General features: G+C 46.6%; 7 protein-coding genes and 1 pseudogene. 1 reads left to right on the top strand and 7 read right to left on the bottom strand.

The annotated features are described in order from the left end of the window. From A5867_RS18290 to A5867_RS07140, 7 genes are all read right to left on the bottom strand, one after another. Positions 1-4,322 (bottom strand): bacterial Ig-like domain-containing protein (locus A5867_RS18290; RefSeq protein ID WP_087627241.1); only part of this gene is annotated, 4,322 nt, incomplete at its 3' end. 28 nt (positions 4,323-4,350) lie between these two features. Then, complete coding sequence (locus A5867_RS07165; protein WP_015509411.1) at positions 4,351-5,079, bottom strand: LytTR family transcriptional regulator DNA-binding domain-containing protein; 729 nt, start codon at positions 5,077-5,079, stop codon at positions 4,351-4,353. 615 nt (positions 5,080-5,694) lie between these two features. After that, positions 5,695-6,729, bottom strand: a complete 1,035-nt coding sequence (locus tag A5867_RS07160; protein WP_087627240.1) for a DUF916 and DUF3324 domain-containing protein — start codon at positions 6,727-6,729, stop codon at positions 5,695-5,697. Positions 6,730-6,840: 111 nt separating this feature from the next. Then, positions 6,841-7,488: a WxL domain-containing protein gene (locus tag A5867_RS07155; protein WP_087627239.1), complete on the bottom strand. Its 648-nt coding sequence runs from the start codon at positions 7,486-7,488 to the stop codon at positions 6,841-6,843. Beyond that, the gene (locus A5867_RS07150) at positions 7,485-7,793 is read right to left on the bottom strand and encodes a hypothetical protein (RefSeq protein WP_087627238.1); all 309 of its coding nucleotides are present in this window, start codon (positions 7,791-7,793) and stop codon (positions 7,485-7,487) included. The genes A5867_RS07155 and A5867_RS07150 overlap by 4 nt, the downstream gene beginning before the upstream one ends. A gap of 14 nt (positions 7,794-7,807) precedes the next feature. After that, positions 7,808-9,277: an adhesive domain-containing protein gene (locus tag A5867_RS07145; RefSeq protein WP_087627237.1), complete on the bottom strand. Its 1,470-nt coding sequence runs from the start codon at positions 9,275-9,277 to the stop codon at positions 7,808-7,810. Positions 9,278-9,379: 102 nt separating this feature from the next. Further along, entirely contained in the window at positions 9,380-18,778 is a 9,399-nt protein-coding gene (locus A5867_RS07140; protein ID WP_087627236.1) for an Ig-like domain-containing protein, read from the bottom strand. A gap of 938 nt (positions 18,779-19,716) precedes the next feature. Between A5867_RS07140 and A5867_RS17930 the strand changes: the two are divergent. Then, positions 19,717-20,424 (top strand): annotated as a pseudogene (locus tag A5867_RS17930) (hypothetical protein); the annotation flags it as partial.

Genomic DNA, 20,424 nt, shown 5'->3' with positions numbered 1-20,424 from the left:
ACTACCGTTTCTTGGTTGGCAACGACCGTAATCGTCGCCGTTGCTTTGACATGACCATTTTGGTAAACCACTGGGTACTCGCCTGCTTTGGAGGTATCGACTGAGCCACTAACGGTCACTCCTGAAAATGGTAGGTTTGCTCCTGCTTTATCCGTTGCCGAAACAAAGTTGTCGATTGCTTGCCAGTCGTCACCAACATACAAGGTGCTATCTTTAGCTTTAATTGATGTTTGATCAGCTAACACGGTGATCGTCGCTTTCGCCTCAGCTTTGCCGTTACGATAGATTACTTGGTATTCTCCTGGTACTTTCGTATCCACGTCACCACTGGTGGTGACTTCTGCCAAGCTTAACGGTTGTCCCTTCTTATCCGTTGCTGAAACAAAATTATCCGCAAGTTCCCACGCATCTCCAACATAAAGTGTACTATCCTTGGCAACGACTGTTTCTTGATTGGCAACCACGGTAATCGTCGCTGTTGCTTTTTGATTGCCGTTTTGATAGACCACTGGATATTGACCTTCTTTGGAAGTATCCACGGTTCCACTAACGGTCACATTTGAAAATGGCACATTCGCTCCTGTTTTGTCCGTTGCCGAAACAAAGTTATCAGCAGCATGCCAGTCGTCCCCGACGTATAAGGTGCTATCTTTTACTTTGACTGATGTTTGATCAGCTAACACGGTAATCGTGGCTGTCGCTTCGGCTTTGCCATTGCGATAAATGACTTGGTATTCTCCAGGTGTATCCGTGTCAACTTCACCGGTGATGGTCACGTCTGCGATTGTCACTGCGTTGCCGTCTTTATCCGTTGCCGATAGAAAATTATCAGCTGCTGTCCATGCATCGCCTACATATAACGTGCTGTCTTTGGCTACTACCGTTTCTTGGTTGGCAACCACGGTGATTGTCGCTGTTTGACTAACACTGCCGTTGATGTATTTGACTTCATAGGTGCCAACGTTTGTCGTGTCGACCTCACCGTTGACGGTAATTTCCGAGAAGGTCATCGCATTGCCATGCTTGTCTGTTGCTGAAACAAAGTTGTCTTCAGCATGCCATTCATCTCCCACGTAGATCGTGCTATCTTTGGCGTCGATCGTCGACAAGTCTTCTTCTGGTGTGATGCCGACAGAAAGATGATTGCCCGTCCGGTTCACTTGCACCTCTTTACCAAGCTGAAGTTCCTGTGGTATGACGTAACCTTCTGGGACGTAGGAAACATAAAGCGTATAGTTCCCCGTATAAATATCAGTTAATTGGTATTCTCCATTTTCATCCGTTACGACAGAAACGATATCTCCAGTCAATTGATTCCAAAGCGTCAAAGTAACCCCCGCAATCTTCTCAGTTGGTTCTTCGGTATTATAAACATCAAGCGTCGCATTGGTTTTGTAGATGATCCCGCTGGAATCGCCTGCCGAAAATTGCAGATTGGCCACCGTCGAGGTAGCCGTCCGTTTGGCTTCCGACAAGGTATCGATCGTATCAGAAACGATCGTTGCTGAGGCTGAGATTTGGCCGGCATTTTGTGAAAGGACGTTGTAACTGATTTCGATATTTTTCGTTAGAACATAGTTTGAAAAGACAAGCTGTATGTTCCCATCAACTTCTTTGACTTCATAGCTGTCATCTGGCACATTCGAAACAGTGATCGATCCTAAATCGATTTCGCCATTGGTGTTCCCTAACGATTTTAGAAGGATCGTTGGATTTGCTACTTTTTTCGAGCCATCATCAATATTTTTTGTCGTGACTTTGACCTGCGTCATGTTTTTCGTATTATTCACGGTATTTTGCGTAATGCCAATAATATCTGTCGTCGTATTGGATACTGAAACTGTGGCTGTGCCTTGCTGATTATTTGATAACGGTTCTTTTGCATAACCAGGTACATAAATCGTACTCATTTCCTGCCATCCATTGGCGTATTGATAGGAAATAATGTAGCGCCGATTGGTCGTCCCAAAATCAAAGGTATAATAGTTGGTTTCTTCATCATGGGTGATCGTTGGATAATTCGGATCGCTTTCCTTCATGGCTTGGTTATCATAATAGCCACGATCCCAATACTGTGGATAAATGCCACTGACTTGTTCATTGGAAACATCGATGATCGAAAACACGACATCGGTATTTTTCGATACATGAGTTTCAACGGTCAAATCACTGATGGTATCTTGACGCGCGTTGACTAAAAACTGATTCTTACTGCTTTGGAGCGTGCGTTCAGAGTACAGTTTCCTACCGGTATAGACGGAGGTGTGAACCGTGTCAAGTCCCGTTGCGGAAATCGTGATTGGAATTGTATCATTAGGAATCGATTTTGTCGGTGCTAAACTGTCTGGCACGTAATTGAAGCCAATATCAAATTGAACGGAATAGGTAATGGGCGACGTAAAGGTGACCATCGTTCCGCCTGCTACTTCTTCAATCGTATAATCTTTTCCTAATGTGTAGTAAAAACTAACTTTTGGTACCTTTCTCAAAGAAAGATACTCTGGATGTTCAATAAACATTTGTAAATTTTCGATTGGTTGTGAGTTACTGCCTTCGATGTTGATGGAGGTATCACTCATGTAAGCACCATTTTGATCATAATTTCCCCAAGCCGTTTCAGCATTGTTGGGATTAAGAACACTGATTGGTTCGACATAGTTGTCTTCAACAATTTTGAATTCTCTATTGGCGATCAACGGTGTCGAGACATTGAGAATGATATCTTTCTGATCAAAGGGTACGGTTATGTTCGTGGAACCAAGAGTGAGATTGCTGTCTTTTGTAGCAGTCACAATCAGTTTGTTCCCGTTATTTTCGACAGAAAAATAATCCGCAAAAGTCACATTTTGATAGAAGGCGTCTCTTGCTGTTAACTGTTTCGCCGTGATCGGCTGTCCGTTTTGACTCGAAAGGATGATTTGTTGACCAGCTTTCATCTCCGTCGGCATTTGATGAATTGATACATAGTAGTTTCCTTTAGAAAGGCCATTCATAAAACTGGCAGAAGCAACCCCCATATAATACCTAGAATCGACTTCTTTTTCATCTTTGCTGGTTTTTGCGATAAAGGAAAACCCTCTGTTTTGGGCAGTTGTTTGTTTTAGCTGTACCGAACCAAATCCGGTCGTTGGATACCCTTTTGAAAAAGAAGCAGTATAATCCGTCAGCTCGGTCAGGCTCATCGTAAATTGATAAGAAACCCCATAAGCCTTTTGTTTGTCCATCTGTTTGATTTCAACAGCAGTATTGTAAAGACTATTTGAGGTGATCGTATAGTCCGTCCCTTCGACTAATGCTTTCTGTGTTTCTGGCTTGATCTTTCCTTTGATATCCACCTCATAGCTGAAAACTTTTAACGGTTGGGTCTCAATCTTTTTGAAGGAAGCTCCCGGCGTATCAACCAAATTCAGTGAAAGAGTTTCCGTTCCAGATAATGTGCGATCGGTATTGTAGTAGACCATTCCTTCCATCCCAAAGACATTTTTTTCTGACACATATTGAATCGGATCGACCTCTTCATACAAATCAATCGCATAGCTTGTCTGGTTTCGATCGCCGATCTCAATCGTTAGCTGAGGCTTATCTTCTGAATATAGATAACTAGTCAACTCGATCGAAAAAGAGGCATCATGAACCGATTGATTAAACGTGATCATCAGTTGATGAGCTGCACTATCTACAGCCCACGATGCATTAATCGCTTCATTGGTTCCTTGCACATCACTAAAGCCAAGGCCTTGCGGCAAGTCAAAAACAGCAGTGGTGCCAGCGAAATAATCTTTGTTATTGATTTCAAAATCCAATTTCAGTTTCACTGGACTATTGTTTAAGATTCGTGTTTCTTCCGTTCGGCTGAATTCTTCGCCAGCAATTGTCAGCAGGGTGCCTTTTTCCAAAAGTTCTTGGTCATTGATGCGCGTGCTGACACGGGAACTTTTTTCGGTTTCTTTGGCCTCTTTCGATTCAGTTTCTGAAGAACTTGTTTGCGTCGAATCTGTAGTATCTGCTGTATGCGTTGATGAAGATGTAGCAGGCGTTTCACTTTGACTCGTTGTTGCTGCATCCGTCTTTAAGGTTGCTTCGCCGCTTTCTTCTGAAGAACGATCCGTTTGAGTAGTCTCAGTTGTTTGCGCGTCGCTTGTGTTTGTTTCATTGGCAACGCCGCTGGTTGATTCCAGCAGATGATTTGAGTTATCTATAGTACGAATGGTCTGTTCCTGTTCCGTGGTTTCCGCAAGCGCCATGACCGGAGTGATCACTTGGGACAGACCTAAAGCGGTAACAACAATGCCATGACGAATTCTTTTATTTCTCTTTTTCATTTTTTTCCTCCATTAAATATATGTAGTTTTAACTGATTGCTTTACGGATTTTTTTTCCAACTTCTAATTCTTCCCCATTAAAAAAGCAAAGAACATTGTTTGTTCGATCAATCATTTTGATTTGTCGCGCATTGATAATGTAGGATTTGAAGACGTTATAATACTCTGGCAGCTCTAATTGTTTGATCACCTTCAAGGAAGTTTCGAGGAATTCGATCGACTTTTTTTGGTGAAAAGCGATTCGGTTTCGCTCTCCTTTGATCGTTGTAATATAGTTGATTGCTTCTGCATCAACCACCATCAACTCTCTTTTACTGACGATTTTTAATAAGTGCTTTTTTCCGAGTAATGATCGTTTGACTTCGATCGCTTCCGTTAATAAATTTCTTAGCTGCATTGCCACCTCCTTTTCTTTTGTATCGATGATCCCTAAAGGGCAGATAAGATTCAGCTTCTTGATTTCGATTTTGGAGGCATAGGCACCATAAAAAGCGATTTGACACTTTTTGCATTGTTCCCTCAAGCTTCCTGCTAATTGAAAACTTCGATCAAATCCTTTCATTTCAATGGAAAATAAGAAGAGATCGTTCACATCTGTTAGGTATCCGTCAAGAAAAGGGGCTAATTCTTCAGGTGAAAGAATCTGCACTAAAGAATGCGGAACACGACTTTCCGTAATCATTTTCTTCATCAAATTCCCATTAAAAAAGTTGTCATCTACTATATAAACAGCGAAATTGCTCAAATTTGCAGACATCTTAATTCTCCTTTTTGCATCATTTCTAATTGTATTCTTAATCAAAAATGCCTGCTTGCACTTTCAAACGAATTAAAGAAACATTCATGCAAAAAAGGTAGTTTAAATTAAAAACAAAGTAAGAAAAGACACTGTAATTGGTCTAAACCTATTATAGATAAAAAGACACGCTAAAGAGTTTTCTTAAAGCTTTTATAAGGGAGTAAGCGTAGCCAACAGAAAAATATTATGTTTTTTTAACAATATCTACGACAGACTTTTAGGGAAGCGGAAACATTATTATGTAAAGTTTTATGATAATTTCATGTGAAAAAAAACGATCAGAGCCCAACATCACAAACGTTATTTATTTTCCGCTGGATGCTTCTCTCCTTTCAACGATTGAAGAACAATTATTCATCAGTGATGACATGACCTCCTATTGGTGAATGTCAAAATTTCTTCTTCACTGTTCTCAACAAAACGTGCGGAACACGAAAAAACCATTTATTCTCAATGATAAATGGTTTTCTTTCCTGATTCTTTTTATGAGTGGTACTGCTTTTAGCTATTTGAAAACATTTTTTACTATAATAGTAGACTTTTCCTGCAACCACCGTTGATTTCCACTACCTACTAATCATCACTTTTATTCAATGCTCGCTTCAGCTTACGATTATGCCAAATCAAATAGGCGATGATCAGACATAAAACACCCCCAATCGATAAATAGAGAAGTATCGGTGAGGAGGTTTCTTTAATACTGACATCTTGCTCGTTTCTTTCTTGCGCTTCTTGCCTTGCAACTTGGAAGGTAGGCTCTCCTTGCCATTGTTGATCAGCTGCTTTGAGGGTCGTTTTTATCTCATACTCTCCTGATTGCAGTTCGTTTCCATCTAATGGCAGTGCGTAATTCATTAACGCATTGGGCGCTAATTGGACCTCTTTTTCCCCTTTGATCGCTGTTGCTTGTCCATCATGAAACACTTCATAAGCAAGCGTGGCCTTACTAAGATAATTTGCCGCTGTATTTTCCACCGCTACGATGATGACATTGCGGCGATTGATTTCTTCCAGATGGGCTTCCTCAATCCGAACCGCTGGTGGGATGTCGGTCTCTTTGTTACGGAGCAACACCGCCACTTCTCTGGCTAGTAGATTTTGGACATTTCCTTGAAATTCTTCACTGCCGGTTTGCTGGACGTATAGTCCCCCTGCCAAAATCCCATCAAAGGATTCAGATGGCATCTGGACTGTCAAGGTGATTTCTTTTTGCTCATTAGGGGCTAACGAAAGGGTTTCATCACTTAAAGTGACGAGTTCTTCGATCGCGTACGGAGCAGAAGGCGTTGCTTCTTCATTTGCCCCAGAGTACTCAACGACACCCGTCATGTTCGTGACCGCTCGATTAAAGGATAGCTGTAGATTGATTGGTTGCTCGCTTTTATTGGAAACCATGACCGCTAGTTTTTCTTCTGCCTTGGGCTCCAGCAACAAATCATAGTACATCAGCTCTTTGTCTTGCTGTGACTCTGGCAATTTGATTTGAACATCGAAGGTATCAAGCGAATCTGCTACCCCCGTACTGCTCGTACCAATGAAAAATAAGACCATTAGAATACTTACTACCCAATACTGAAATCCTTTGCCTCGAACTTTCTTCTGATGCATCCTGTCAGATCCTTTCTACACAAAATAGGAAAGAAAAATCAGCTAGCATAAAAAGCAGCCGCTCAGGCAAGCTGCTTTTTTTCTGCTAACTGTTACGCAATGACTACTGCCCTATGGAGTCGTCGGCGCACTGCTGATCGTCCAAACGAGGGTCGTTTGGTAGGTTGCTGATTGTTTTTCCGTATTGGCTGGGATCGAAAGGGTAAATTGTTCTAAAGGAATCGACGTTTCACCGATCCCTTCGCCAGCATTGGCGGTCAAGAACGCATACTCATTGTTGATCGCCGCAAAATCAAGCTCGCCATTGGCAATATCACTGGTTCCTGTTGGCGGCGAACTTAAGTTATTGGTCAACGTCCCCGTATCTACCGTTAATACCGCGCCGTCCAACGTGCTGTCTCCTGCCGTAAATTGGGTTGCTTGCCGTACTTTGATCGCCCAAGAAGAGTTCGCCTGTCCTCGGTTATCGCTGACCGCAACTGCCCCTCTTTGCAGCGTTGACCCATCCCCAGGTAGTCCAGTTCCATCCGTAGTAGCTACCCACGTTTCGACATTTTCTGTTTGGATTTCATGGGCACCAAAATCTAAATTCGTTGGTAGCTGCGTATTGGGATCACTCCCGCCTTTATCCGGGTCAAACACGATGCCCCCAGAGGTATATTCTACGACACCGGTCGTGTCATCTGCTTGCACTGTCGCACCAATGCTAAGGGCAGTCAATACCCCCAATGCGCCTATTATCGTTTTCTTTGAAATCATTTTGCCATCCTCCTTTTTTTGATGCAAATGATCAATGTCAGACTAATGAAGAATCCGCCTATTACGGGCAGCCAAAAGTGATTGGTTTCTGCAAGCTGTGGCAGCGGTTCTTCTGCGTTAGTGACCGTTTCTTGACTGGTCGGTGGTTCAATTTCTTCATCAATGGAATCACTGCTAGCTGTTTCCGTTGGTCCTTCATAAAACTCAATGTTGCCGGTCGTCGTATTGGCTACTGCTGATGGAACGATACTGGAGAAACTGCCGATCATCAAAATCAGAAGCAGCACAAGGGAATTTTTTTTCATTCTGCTCTTCCTTTTCAAGGTGTATCAGAAACGGTCCACACGACTGTGGCGCGATACTGACCTTGAAATTTCGGTGTTTTCTCAGGTACAAATAAATTGAACTGGGAAAAATTAACAGTCAGTCCACCAGTCGATGCCGCATTTTCCAACGTCACCACATTTTTTTCGACATTTTGCTGCAGGGCAATCGTTGCATTATCAGGTAAAACCACTCGACCGTCTGTAAATGTCGAATTGACAGTTCCAAGCTGAACCCTTAATTCGGCAGCTGGCAATGTTCGCGTGCCATTGACCCAATTGGTGGATTGTCTGACCTTGACTTGCCATTTTTTCTGACGATTGCGGGTATCATTGATCCGTAAAATCCCAGTTGTAGCTGCTGCGCTTTGATCGCCGTTGGCGGTTGCCCGCCACGTCTCACTCTTTTTCGTTTGAATGGCATGTCGGCCAAAATTCAGCTGAGTCGGTAGATTCGCCCGATCCATCGTCAATGCTTCGACCATGAAATAAATCATGGTTTGGCGACTGCTGATATTTAGCGCACTAAAGTTCAAGAGATTGATGTCCGTCGGCTTTGCTTTCAAAACAGAAGCGGAAAAATTAGCGGTCCAATTTGCAGTCAACTGACCCGGACCTGAAAGTAACGTCGGAATTTGAACATCCGTTGCTCCTAAAACAGCTGCATCCGCCAGCTGTTCTTGGACAGTTGTCAAATCATTCAACGCTGAGTTCACGGTGCTAAGCAGAGTATTGAGCAACCCTTGCAGCAATGCACGAACAACGCCACCGATATCGATGCCGATCACTCGGATCTGGGTATTTTGAATCGCCGTACTTAAATTCCGTAAAATTTGCGGGACATTGGTTCCTAAAACGACACCGAGGTTCGAACTCATGTTGGTATACAATGCTTCTTTTTGGGTGGTGAACTGCAACGGGCTAGTCATTTCTACATTGCCTAAATTACCAACGGTTTTTAGCAAGGAAATTTGCTGATTGACAGCCGTTAAATCGATTTGCACGATCCCGAGGTTGACATTTAATGATTTAGTCAAGGTATCAAGTGCTGTTAAGATCGCATTCAAAAGCGGGACGTTAGCAATATCAACTGAGGTCGACGTTTTGATAGCTGCTGACCCATTAGCACTGATGCTAGCTCTCAACTCTGTTGGGATTGCTAGTAAGGCAAATTTATCTTCCCCATTGACATTGACAGAAGCATTCGCTAATCGGCCGCCTTTGATCGAAAAAGTCACTGGTCGATTTGTCACACTGCCTGGCCATGGAACGCTTACTGAGGTGCCACTTGTATTGGCACTCGTTAAATTGCTTAAAATCTCCACATCTAAAACATTCACTGCTGCTTCGGCTTTTATTGTCGTTGTTAAAAGATACAAATTGACGAAACTGATGCTGGTCAAAAAGAGAATTAATTGGCCGATCGTCCATTTGTAAAAGCGTTTTTCCCTCCTTCTGCTTTCCATACCATTTCTAACCCTTTCTTTACGAAACGATGATCAATGCTTCAAAGTTTTGATTCACTAGAGATACCAGCGGAGGATGTCCACTCCGCTGGTAAAGTCATGCTATTTTTGCTGATCTTTTTTCTTTCTTGCTTTGAAGAACAAGCCAATTCCTCCGACAACGAAGACTGCTGCTCCGATTACTGAAGCATACCAGGTTCCTTCTGAGCCCGTTTTCGGTAAGAATTTACTTCCCCACCAGCTTTGGTTTTGATTGTTGCTGTTCCAGTTATTGTTTCCCCAATTGCCCCAGTTGCCCCAAGCGCCGTTGCTTCCGTCGGTACCATTCGTACCATCAGAACCATTGGTGCCATCCGTTCCATCGCTGCCGTCCGTGCCGTCAGTACCATCTGAACCATCCGTGCCATTGTCACCCGTTGGTACCACGATTGGTGTTGCTGCACTGCGGTATTCTCTGCCACCTGCTGTAACGATCGCCACAACGTTAAGGGTTTCTTCTGGTGAAACATCCTCTGGGTCTAATGTGATGCTAAACGCACCATTTCCATTGGTCGTTCCTGTTCCGACAACGTCACCCGCTTCATTCAAGATTTCGATTGTCGCATTGGCTGGTCCATTCCCGAAGACTGGATAGCCATCGGTAGGATTGCCAGTGATCGTAGCAACCGGTGCATCAACCGTCAAAGCATCGACTACGGTCGTCGTCGGATCACTCAGGGTTTCGCCATCTGCTAAGGCAAGAACCGTAACGGTTTCACCTTCCGTCGCTTCCGCGGATAACTCAACACGCCAGTCGCCATTTTGATCGGCGATCGTTGTGATTGGTCCTTCAGCCGCGAAGATGGTCAGGAATCTACTTGTTAACGGATCGCTGATGGTAACGGTGATCGTAGCACCTGGCTCACTCGTTCCGCTGATCGTTGTATCACCAGCCGTGACTGGGTCAATGGTTGGTGTATCTGTCTTGATGCTTTCATCATCGACAGGCACTACGATTGGCGTCGCATTACTGCGGTAGTCATCCCCACCAGCAGTGACGATCGCCACAACCGATAAGTTTTCTTCTGGTGCGACATCCTCACTAGTCAATGTGATCGTGTAGTCACCATTTTCATCGGTAGCGCCTGTTCCAACGACATCCCCCGCTTCATTCAAAATTTCAATCGCTGCATTGGCAGGCCCGTTCCCAGTTACTGGATAGCCTTCTTGGGAATTCCCAGTAATGGATGCTGAAGGTGCGTTGACCGTGATGCCATTAACAACGGTCGTTGCTGGTTCACTGGCGGTTTCTCCTTCGCTTTGCGCCACTGCTGTTACGATTTCATCTCGAGAAACTTCCGCAACGTCCACTGACCAATTTCCTGCTTCATCTGCTTCGGTTTCAACCGCTTCTTCTCCTGTTACCGTCACGGTGACCATCGCTCCCGCTACAGCAGTACCAGTGATGGTCGTGTCACCAGCTGTGACTGGTTCGATGATTGGTGTAGCGGTTTGATCGATCGTATTCTCAACGGGCACTACGATTGGTGTCGCATTACTCCGATAGTCTTTGCCGCCAGCGGTGATGATCGCAACGACGTTCAGTGATTCTTCAGGAGAAACAGCTTCACCAGAGAGCGTGATCGTGTAGTTGCCATTTTCATCGGTAGTGCCTGATCCAACGACGTCTCCCGCTTCATTCAAGATTTCAATCGCCGCATTTGGTGCTGCCATCCCCGTCACTGGGTAACCATCCTCTGGATTGCCAGTGATGGACGCGGTCGGTGCTGAAACCGTGATGCCATCCACACTCACTGTGATTGGCGCACTAGGATCTTTTTCAGGTGATTGTGCCACAACAGTGACGGTATCACCCTCTGCAACTTCAGGTACCTCGACTGTCCAATTGCCCTCTTCGTCCGTTTCGGTCGTGATCGGTTCATTTTCCCCAATCGTTACCGTCACCGTCGAACCTGGTTCGGCAGTCCCGCTGATCGTCGTATCGCCAGCTTTGACGGGATCGATCGTTGGTGTTGCAGTTTGTTGCTCTTCTTGATCCAAAGGTACCACGATCGGTGTCGCATTACTGCGGTATTCTTTGCCGCCAGCTATCAGAACTGCAACGACGGTTAAGCTTTCCGCTGGTGCAACAGCTGTTGGTTCAAGAGTGATACTGTAGTTTCCTTGCGCGTCTGCAGTTCCTGAACCGACGATTTGTCCATCGCTATTCAAGATTTGTACGGTGGCATTGGCTGGTGCCGTTCCAGTTACTGGATAGCCCTCCGTACTATTGCCTGTGATAGTTGCACTAGGAGCAGTGACCGTCAACGCACCTACACCAACTGTGACTGGAGCGCTTGGCTCTTTGTCAGGTGATTGTGCCACAACAGTGACTGCATCGCCTTCAGAAACTTCTGGTACTTCTGCCGTCCAATTGCCTTCGTCATCCGTTTCAGCCGTGATTGGTTCCGCATCTGGTACGGTGATCGTCACGGTTGAACCTGGTTCAGCCGTTCCGCTGATGCTGGTATCCCCCGCCGTGATTGGATCGATCGTTGGTGCAGCTGTCTGATCCACTACCGTATCTGCTGGTACGATGACCGCTGTTGGATTACTGCGATACTCTTTCCCACCAGCTGTAACGATGGCAACGACGTTCAAGGTTTCTTCTGGATCGACAGCTTCAGCAGTTAATTCCACTGTATAGTTGCCGTCTCCATCAGCAGTGCCTGTTCCTACGACTTCATTGGCTGCGTTTAAGATCTCGATCGCTGCATTGGCTGGTGCTGTACCAGTCACTGGGTAGCCATCCGTGCTGTTGCCGCTGATGGAAGCTGTTGGTGCTGCGACAGTCACTCCTTCAACGATGACAGTGATTGGATCACTTGGGTCTTTGCCGTCACTGTCTGCGACGACTGTGATGGTATCTCCTTCAGACAATTCAGGCACATCGACACTCCAGTTGCCTTCGTCATCTGTTTCGGCGGTTTCTTCTGTGCCATCAGGTAGTGTTACAGTTACAGTTGAGCCTGGTTCGGCCGTTCCGCTAACGGTTTCATCGCCTGCTTTGATTGGATCAACCGTTGGTGCCGTTGTTTGGTTTTCACCTGGTTCAGCTGGCACCATGATTGGCGTCGCTGGACTGCGATAATCCTTGCCACCAGCTGTGACCACCGCAACCACCGTCAAGTTTTCTTCAGGAGAGACATCTTCACTGGTCAAATCGATCGTGTAAAGCCCTGCATCATTGGTCGTACCCGTTCCAACTGTCTCGCCAGCTTCGTTCAAGATTTCGATGGTCGCATTCGCTGGTCCTGTTCCGGTCACTGGATAACCATCGGCTGCATTGCCACTGATGGACGCACTAGGAGCCGCCACCGTTAATGCACCGACTGTGATCGTTGCTGGTGTACTTGGTGTTTCATTTTCTACTTCTGCCACTGCCGTAACAGTCGTCCCTTCGGAAAGCTCTGGCACATCAACTTGCCAATTGCCCTCTTCGTCAGCATCAGCGGTAATTGGGTCTTGCTCACCGACCGTCACGTTGACTATTGCTCCTGGTTCGGCTGTCCCGCTGATTTCTGTTGCGCCAGCCACTGCTGGATTGATCGTTGGTGTCGCCGTTTGATCCGCAGGTACCACGACAGCCGTTGGTTGACTACGGAAGTCATCCCCACCTGCTGAAACGATGGCAACGACACGAACCGTTTCCCCCGCTGATACTTCTTCACTGGTCAAGGTAACGGTGTAAACGCCATTCTCATTGGCTGTCCCTGTGCCAATCACTTGATCATCAGCATTTAAGATTTCGATTGCCGCATTGGCTGGTGCTGTACCAGTTACTGGATAGCCATCTTCACTATTGCCAGAAATCGTTGCCGTTGGTGCTGCCACGATCAGCCCTTGCACCGTCACCGTTACTGGTAAGCTTTCTGTTTTGCCGTCTGCCAAAGCAGTAACTTTCAAGACATCATCTAGAGAAACCGTCGGCACAGTTGCCGTCCACTCACCTTCGTCATTCGCTGCCACTGTAACAGTATCGCCGGTTGGTAGTTCAACCGTTACATCTGCCCCAGGTTCAGCCGTTCCGCTAACGGTTGTAGCCCCAGCAATCACTGGTGCGACAGTCGGTGCCGCTGTTTGGTCTTCTACGTTATCTTCTGGCACCACGATAGAAGTTGCCGGACTGCGATAGTCTTGACCGCCAGCTGATACGATAGCCACCACTCGCAAGGTTTCTGCTGGTGAAACACCTTCTGTCAAGGTGATCGTATACTCACCGTCTTCATTGGCAGTACCACTGCCCACCACTTCATTGGCAGCATTTAAGATTTCAATGGCTGCGTTGGCTGGTGCTGTCCCTGTGACTGGATAGCCGTCAGTACTGTTGCCAGTGATCGTTGCCGTTGGTGCTGCCACGTTCAAGGCACCGACACCGACACTAATTGGTTCACTTGGGTCTTTGCCTTCGGCTTCCGCAACCACTGTGACCGTGTCGCCTTCTGAAAGCTCTGGTACGGTGACTGTCCAATTGCCTTCCTCATCCGTTTCGGCAGTCACTGGATCTTCTCCAGGAATCGTGACCGTCACCGTTGAACCAGGTTCGGCCGTTCCTCCGACGGATGTATCACCGGCTTGCACTGGATCGATCGTTGGGGTGGTCGTTTGGTCTGCTGGTACCACGATGGAAAGCGGCGCACTGCGGTATTCATCGCCGCCAGCGGTCACCACTGCCACCACCTGAAGTGGCTCTGAAGGATCAACATCACTACTGCTCAATGTAATGCTGTAGGCACCTTCCTCATTTGCTTCGCCACTGCCGACAATCGCACCGGCTGCATTTAAGATCTCAATCGCTGCATTCGGCGTGGCCGTTCCTGTAACTGGATACCCATCGGTACTATTGCCGCTGATCGCTGCTGTCGGTGTCGCCACACTAAGTGGATTTACGACGACTGTTGCTGCATCACTTGGTGTTTCCCCATCGAGGGTCGCTACCACGGAAACTATTTCTCCTTGAGAAACCTCGGGCACCGTTGCCGTCCAATTGCCTTCATCATCTGCTTCGGCAGTGACGGGCTCTGCGTCACCAATCGTTACCGAAACTGTCGCACCAGGTTCAGCTGTACCACTGATGGTCGTGTCGCCGGCTGTCACTGATTCAATCGTTGGGACTGCAGTTTGATCCAAAGGTACTGTGATTGGTGCAGCCGCACTGCGGTAATCTTGACCACCGGCTGTGACTACCGCCACCACCCGTAAGGTTTCAGCTGGAGACGCATCATCACTCGTCAACGTGATCGTATATTGGCCTTCGTCATTGGCAGTGCCAGTACCTACGACTTCGTCATCGGCATTCAAGATTTCGATGGCTGCATTGGCTGGTGCCGTTCCCGTTACTGGGTACCCATCAGTACTATTGCCGCTGATCGTCGCGGTTGGCGTAGCGATCGTCAACCCATTGACCCCAACACTGATTGGTGCACTTGGGTCTTTGTCTGGTGCTTGTGCGACCACTGTGACGGTTTCTCCTTCAGAAACTTCAGGAACTTCAACTGTCCAATTGCCCTCGTCATCGGCTTCACCAGTCACAGGTTCTTCACCTGGGATCGTTACCGTCACGGTAGCGCCTGGTTCGGCAGTTCCACTGATCGTCGTATCCCCGGCGTTGATTGGGTCGATGGTTGGTAATGCTGTTTGTTCAAGCTCATCTGCTGGGACCGTCACTGGTGTGGCAGGACTGCGATACTCATCCCCGCCAGCTGTTACGATCGCAACGACAGACAAGGTTTCTTCTGGTGCTGCATCGGCTGGTGCGATGGTTACCGTATAGTTTCCATCCCCATCGGCTGTGCCAGTACCGATCACATCGCCTGCTTCATTTAGCACTTCGATCGCTGCATTCGCTGGAGCAGTCCCCGTGATTGGATAACCATCAGTACTATTTCCGCTGATGATCGCTGTTGGTGCTGCCACCGTCACTCCATTGACTCCAACGCTGATTGGCGCGCTTGGCTCTTTGCCTTCGGCTTCCGCAACGACTGTGACTGTATCGCCACCAGAGACTGCTGGCACTTCTGCAAGCCAGTTTCCTTCGTCATCCGTTTCAGCCGTTACTGGTTCTTGATCGGTGATCGTCACAGTAACCGTCGACCCTGGTTCTGCCGTTCCGCTAATCGTGGTATCACCTGCTGTGACCGGATCGATCGTTGGTGTCCCTGTTTGTTCAATGTCTGCTGGTACCGTGATTGGCGTGGCATTACTACGGTAGTCTTGACCACCCGCTGACACAACTGCCACCACCTGCAAGGCTTCTTCTGGCGTCACATCGGTTGGATCTAAGGTCACGGTATAAGCACCCGTGTCATCCGCCGTCGTGCTACCAACAACATCGCCTGCTTCATTCAAAATCTCAATTGCCGCATTCGGCGTCGTTGTTCCGCTGACTGGATAGCCATCCGTGCTATTGCCTGTGATGGAAGCGCTCGGTGCACTGACCGTAACACCATCAACGGTCACGGTAATCGGTGCACTTGGATCTTTGCCTTCAGCTTCGGCAACGACTGTTACCGTATCGCCTTCTGATAATTCAGGAACCGTCGCTTCCCAGTTGCCTTCGTCATCGGCTTCAGCCGTGATCGGATCGCCTTTAGGCAGCGTGATCGTCACTGTTGCCCCTGGTTCAGCCGTTCCGCTGACAGTCGTATCCCCAGCTGTTACTGGGTTGATCGTTGGTGTTTCCGTCAAGTTTTCTACATCATCTGCAGGAACTACAAGCGGTGTGCCTGTACTGCGATAGTCTTCACCACCAGCCGTCACGATCGCTTCCACCCGCAAGTTGTCGCCAGCTGCCACCTCTTGAGGATCAAGGGTGATCGTGAAGTTGCCATCGTCATCGGCTGTTCCACTACCAACGACATCGCCTGCTTCATTCAAAATTTCAATCGCTGCATTGGCAGTCGCTGTTCCCGTTACTGGATACCCATCTGTGCTATTCCCAGTGATCGTAGCCGTTGGCGCCGCCACGGTTAAACCGCTTACACTCACGGTGATTGGGGCACTCGGATCTTTGCCTTCAGACTCAGCTACGACCGTCACGGAATCGCCTTCTGCCAATTCAGGAACCGTTGCTTCCCAGTTGCCTTCATCATCGGCTTCAGCCGTGATTGGGTCGCCTTCAGGAAGCGTGATCGTTACCGTTGCCCCCGGTTCGGCTGTCCCACTAACGGTCGTATCTCCAGCACTGACTGGATCGATCGTTGGTGTTTCCGTCTGCAGGATATCTGCAGGCACCACAACAGGTGTCGGGTTGCTTCGATAGGTTTCGCCGCCAGCGGTCACAACTGCCGTTACATTCAAGGTTTCTTCCGCGGCAACATCTGCTGGATCTAACGTCACCGTATAAACGCCATTCTCATTGGCAGTACCTGTTCCGACAATTTCGCCATCCGCATTGGTGATCTCAATGGCCGCATTTGGTGCAGCTGTTCCAGTCACTGGATAGCCTTCTTGACTATTTCCTGTGATTGAAGCCGTCGGAGCATTGACCGTTAAGGCGGACACGGTGGTGCTTGCTGGCTGACTTGGTGTTTGTCCTGCTAGTTCGGCAACAGCTGAAACTGTATCGCCCTCTGACACTTCGTCCACATCAACACGCCAATTGCCCTCTTCATCGGCTTCCGTCACGATCGGATCTGCCCCGTTGACGGTCACAGTAATCGAGGCACCAGGCTCAGCCGTTCCGCTGACGCTTGTATCCCCAGCAGTCACTGGTTGGATCGTTGGTGTTCCTGTTTGTTGCTCGGCATCATCTGCTGGAACGACGATTGGCGTATTGCCACTGCGGTACGTTTGGCCGCCAGCAGTGACGATTGCAGCAACATTCAAGTTTTCATTTTCTGCTACATCTGCTGGGTTCAATGTGATACTGTAGTTGCCGTTCTCATTTGCCGTCCCAGTGCCAACGACTTCACCATCGGCATTGGTGATTTCAATAGCTGCATTTGCTGCGGCTGTCCCCGTCACAGGATACCCATCGGTGCTGTTTCCTGTAATCGAAGCCGTTGGGGCATTGACCACTGGAGCCACTACCGTTGCCGTCGCAGGTTCACTCGCCGATTCCTCATCCGCTTCCGCTACTGCTGTGACTGTATCACCTTCCACCAATTCAGGGACATCCGCCGTCCAATTGCCGTCACCATCTGCGGTTGTGGTAATAGGTGCACCGCCGTTGATCGCCAATGTGATGGCTGCGCCTGGCTCAGCTGTTCCGCTGATCGTCGTTTCCCCTGCTGTCAATGGATTGATCGTTGGTGTATCGGTTTGATCTTCTGGTGTATCTGGTGCAAACCAAATCGAGTTATTGCCGTCAGCATCCGTAAATAAATCAATCGTGATGAGGTCAAGCTGAGACATTGTTGCTTCAAAGCGAGCTTCGTAAGGATTAGATGGATTCGCCACACCATTTTCAACCAATTGTGCATAGGTCGGACTGGTAACATTCGTTGGAATGACCACATTGGTTTGGCCTAAAACAGAAGCAGAAGCGACCTGATCTGCTAGATTGGTCGTAGCATTCAAGACATTTTGAGCAGTTTCAACAGTGCCATTTAAAGTCGCTTTGGCGGTATTGACCGTCGTTTGTACCAGTGTATTGATCCCGCTGATCAAGGTACCAATTCCTGGGATTCCGCTGGCACCATCTAGAATACTGACTTGAATCTGTGCCGCTTGTAAATTATCAAGAATTTGATTGATACGCTGATTGACAACGATAAATAAACCATCATCCACATTGGCAATCAGGGCACGTTCGTTTTCGGTTAATCCAGCTGGAACTTCAAAATTCGCTTGGCCAAATTGTCCGAGTTGATTTAGTAAGTCTAACTGGGTCGTAATTTCAGCTAAGTTGACGGAAATGATACGACTAACATTGACGAGAGAAGCCGCCTCATACAACGGATTCGGTACAGGAAGAATGTCGCCAATCGTAGGAGGAATATCCAATGCGTCAGCTAAATTTTGATTGACGATTCCATCCACCGTGCTGATCAAGGTATTGACTGCTGGTGTGACTGTCCCGATCAATGTTTGCAAGGCTGGGAAATTTCCCAATTGTAGTGTCACATTGGTGGAAATTGAGGCATTTCCTGCCGGTTGAACCAAACCAGTAAGCCCTTGAGGAACCCCAACAACTGCGACTTTATCCCCATTCAAGACATCAACCGTTACTGCATTTGATCCAGAAATCGAGAAATTGACTTGGTTCGTTGCACCAGGCGTTGCATAAGGTGCAGACGCACTCGTGCCTGAGTTATTAGACGCTGTGATATCTGAGAAAAGTTCAGCTGAAACCAAAGCAGCTTCAACCGTCGTTGGTGCCCATAATAAACTTGCTGGCACGACCACCGTACTCGTCAACAACATCCCACTGACAGTTAAATTCGCAATAATATTTTTCTTTGTTCGAACGCGTGTGTTTTTCTTTGAATCCATGAGCTTTTTGTAATTTATGCCTTTCATTCATTCTCCTCCTGTTCGAAATAATTTAACCGACAAAAGATAAAACTGATGATCTCTGGAATGTTTCCTGCCCCCTTTAAAACCAGATGAAAATCTATTTCAACCCAACACCCAAAGGCATAGAGAGAAAACAAAAGTTACCGATAGCTCAGCGAAGATTTTTTCGCCTGCTTTCTGAAAAACCCAGTGATTTTTGTTCAAATAGTTTCACAGCACATTAGAATGCGCTTGTGAAAACCGAGAGATAAAATAACTAATCGAACACACTGTGTAACAAAATTCTAGCAAATTTATTTCTTTCCAACAAATTATAAACACGATAAATAATTAAAAAAACACTGAAATTAACTATATTTATCTTATAAACAGGCGCATAACGATAAAAAGTTATCATTTTTTATCAAAAAAAGCACCTTACTCCTTATAATTAATCAATACAATGAATACGATTACATTTGTTTCTTTATACTCAAGAAGAGAGAAAAACGATGATGTTGTTTTTTCTTGTCTTCAACCCCGTTTTTTACCTACGAAAATAAAAAAAACAAAAATAATTCAGGCGTTTTTCACGATATTGTCTAAAATAACTCTTACCGACGAAAAAAATGGGCTCGAAAAGCTCCAGAACGTTCTGTGAAAAAAGGAATGAAAATCTCCTATTAAAATCGAGCGTGAGCAATCATGAAATGAAATTTCTTCAATCGCCATTTACTTTTTCTTTCAACGAAATTCTTCAGCAGCTATTTGGTCTTATATTTTGGACATAAGCATTCATTCGCTTCTTTTTGTTTATACTTGCTGGTAAGAAGGAAACGCAGCTGCCCAATCGTCTTCTTCTAATACCACATAAGGAGCATGAGAAGATGGATTGGTTAGTAATGATTCTTGTATTGATATGTCTTAGTTTTGTCTGAGAAAGAAATGTAAGGGAGAAGATTATGAAAAAAGAAATCGTAACAAGTTTAATGACCACAGCAATTTTAGGAACCTTCACTGTTAAAACCTGCTTCGCACAGGAAAAAAGCGCATCATATTTGACCGATCCAATCACTCATCACGTCTTATTAAAAGATGGTGATTATTGGTATGACGAAGGCAAGGCCGTTCCCAAGGAATACGCGGAGCAACTGATTGCAAACGAGCAATTAAGTAAACCTGTACAGGAGCCTGATCCTCGTCCGACTATGCATGTTCCTTCACAAAGACAACCAGTATGTCAACCACAGCAGATACCAGTGCCGAAAAAACAAAATGAGCAAACTATTCCCACCTCAAAAGAACCATTTGCCGTTCCAGAAATGAAACCTGAAAAATCCGAGCAACCTGCATCAACCATAGAACCCATAAGAACGCCTCAAGCGGTCCCACCTGCTGTTCCAAAACCTATAGGTAAAGTGGCGCAAGAGGTAATACCTATGAGCGCTCCCCATGCTGTACCTGGTGCTACGCCAACTGTCATAAACCAAAAGCAGGAATCTCTGGTTCCGACGAAAACTCCAATTGCTGTACCTGAGAAAATTCCTGTTCCTTTAGTAACCTTTGATTCCTTAGTGCCGAATAAAGTGCCTTATGCTGTACCTGGTGCTACACCAACTGCGATCAACCAAAAGCAGGAATTGCTGGTTCCGACGAAAATTCCGATGGCT

The sequence above is a fragment of the Enterococcus sp. 6D12_DIV0197 genome (assembly GCF_002174385.1).
Lineage (GTDB): Bacteria > Bacillota > Bacilli > Lactobacillales > Enterococcaceae > Enterococcus_D > Enterococcus_D casseliflavus.
This window is presented reverse-complemented; position numbering and strand designations above follow the sequence as displayed.

Excerpts from the sequence above, each read along its gene's own strand:
- A5867_RS07165 (WP_015509411.1), bottom strand. The coding sequence starts at position 5,079 with ATGTCTGCAAATTTGAGCAATTTCGCTGTTTATATAGTAGATGACAAC.
- A5867_RS07160 (WP_087627240.1), bottom strand. The coding sequence starts at position 6,729 with ATGCATCAGAAGAAAGTTCGAGGCAAAGGATTTCAGTATTGGGTAGTA.
- A5867_RS07155 (WP_087627239.1), bottom strand. The coding sequence starts at position 7,488 with ATGATTTCAAAGAAAACGATAATAGGCGCATTGGGGGTATTGACTGCC.
- A5867_RS07150 (WP_087627238.1), bottom strand. The coding sequence starts at position 7,793 with ATGAAAAAAAATTCCCTTGTGCTGCTTCTGATTTTGATGATCGGCAGT.
- A5867_RS07145 (WP_087627237.1), bottom strand. The coding sequence starts at position 9,277 with ATGGAAAGCAGAAGGAGGGAAAAACGCTTTTACAAATGGACGATCGGC.
- A5867_RS07140 (WP_087627236.1), bottom strand. The coding sequence starts at position 18,778 with ATGAAAGGCATAAATTACAAAAAGCTCATGGATTCAAAGAAAAACACA.